The sequence below is a fragment of the Janibacter sp. CFPM2_SD2 genome, from assembly GCF_057364645.1.
On record NZ_JBNFOF010000327.1, the window covers coordinates 1 to 1,740 of the forward strand.

Genomic DNA, 1,740 nt, shown 5'->3' on the forward strand with positions numbered 1-1,740 from the left:
CAGGTCGAGCGGTGGCCGTGCCCCGTCCGACCCCCAGCTCGAGCAGCGCCTCGCGCTGGGTGAGCAGCCGGTCGGGGCCCAGGGAGTCCATCGCCACGTGCGCGGTGAGGTCGCAGCCACCGTCGGGCACGGGCGTGCAGACCGACCCGTCGCCGAAGCCGACGAGGCTCCCCGCGGGTGGACGGTCGCCGAGCACGTGGCCGTAGTCGACGGCGACGACGAGGCCGGCCCGGTGCGCCGCACGAGGTCCTCGAAGGCCACGTCGCGCGCTCGTCCCACCTCGACCCCGGTCGCCGGGGGAGCCGGGCCCGGGCCACCAGCGGTCGCACCAGTCACGGTCCGGCCCCGCCAGCGGGTCACCGAACGACTCGCTGCCGTCGGGCGCGACGTGGACGACCCGCAGGACGCCCTCCTCGTCGACCTCCGCGACGGGGCACGGGACGACGTCGAGCCACTCGTGCGCGAGGACCAGCGCCGCGGTGGGGGAGCCGAGGTCGGGCAGGTCCGCTCCTCCCGGGGAGACGACCCACTCGACTCGCGCGGGCAGGTCGTCGGGGCGGGGCACGACATCGACGCCGACGAGGCGGATCGACGGATCCGCCTGTGCGGCAAGGGCGCTCAGCAGCTCGCCGCGGCCGCAGGCGACATCGACGACGGTGGTGAGGCCCTCCCTTCGCGCCAGCTCGAGGAGGGCTCCGGCGAACAGCTCGGCGGCCGCGCCCTGCGCGGAGGTGGCGAAGTGGCCCGCCGGCCCCTCCGGCCGCCGGTAGAAGCCCTCGGGGCCGTAGAGCGCCGCGTGCCAGGCCTGCTCCCACGTCGGGTCCATGCGCACGACCTTAAGGAAATGCGGCGGGGGGTGCGCACGACCTCAAGCAGATGCGAGGGGGAGATGGGGCGCGGGTAGCGTCGGGCAGGTGAGCCTCCCTGACCTGCCCTCCGGCCGATCGCCCGCGCCCGCTCGGCCGACCCCTGCGGGTCGGTGTCGTTGGCGCCGGACGGGTCGGTGCCGTCTCGGGGCCGGCGCTGCGTGCCGCCGGCCACGAGGTGGTCGCCGTCTCCGCCGTCTCCGAGGACTCCCGTGAGCGGGCCGAGGCCCTGCTGCCCGGGGTGCCGGTGTTGCCGGTGCCCGAGGTCGTCGTGGCCGCCCAGCTCGTGCTGCTCGCCGTGCCGACGACGCCCCTGACCGACCTCGTCGCCGGGCTGCCCGCGACCGGCGCGTGGCGCCCGGGGCAGCTCGTCGTCCACACCTCGGGCCGGCACGGTCTGGCCCCCTTCGCCCCTGTCGCGGACACGGTGGTGCCGATGGCCATCCACCCCGCGATGACCTTCACCGGCACCAGCCTCGACCTCGCCCGGCTCGCCGAGTGCTGCTTCGGCATCACGACGCCCGAGGCGCTGCGACCCGTGGCCGAGGCCCTCGTCGTCGAGATGGGCGGGGAGCCGGTGTGGGTGCCCGAGGAGGCCCGCGGTCGCTACCACGCGGCCCTGGCCCACGGCAGCAACCACCTCGTCACGCTCGTCGCCCAGGCCATGGAGATCCTGCGCTCGGCGGGCATCGACCCCGCCGACCGGGTACTGCGCCCGCTGCTGCAGGCGAGCCTCGACAACGCCCTGTCCTCCGGTGACGCCGCCCTCACCGGGCCGGTCGCCCGCGGCGATGCCGGTACCGTGGCCGCGCACCTGACGGAGCTCGCCGACCTGCCGGACGACGTCGCCGCCGCCTACCGCGCGCAGGCCCCG

Annotated in this window: 2 protein-coding genes; one reads left to right on the forward strand and one right to left on the reverse strand. The window is 76.4% G+C overall.

What is annotated here, in order from left to right; translation table 11 throughout:
* Nucleotides 1–826 (reverse strand): class I SAM-dependent methyltransferase (locus AC2W7J_RS17950; protein WP_485984109.1); only part of this gene is annotated, 826 nt, incomplete at its 3' end.
* A gap of 98 nt (nucleotides 827–924) precedes the next feature.
* On the opposite strand from AC2W7J_RS17950, the gene AC2W7J_RS17955 reads away from it, so the two are divergent.
* Nucleotides 925–1,740, forward strand: an 816-nt coding sequence (locus tag AC2W7J_RS17955; protein ID WP_485984111.1) for a Rossmann-like and DUF2520 domain-containing protein, incomplete at its 3' end; no start/stop codon positions are given.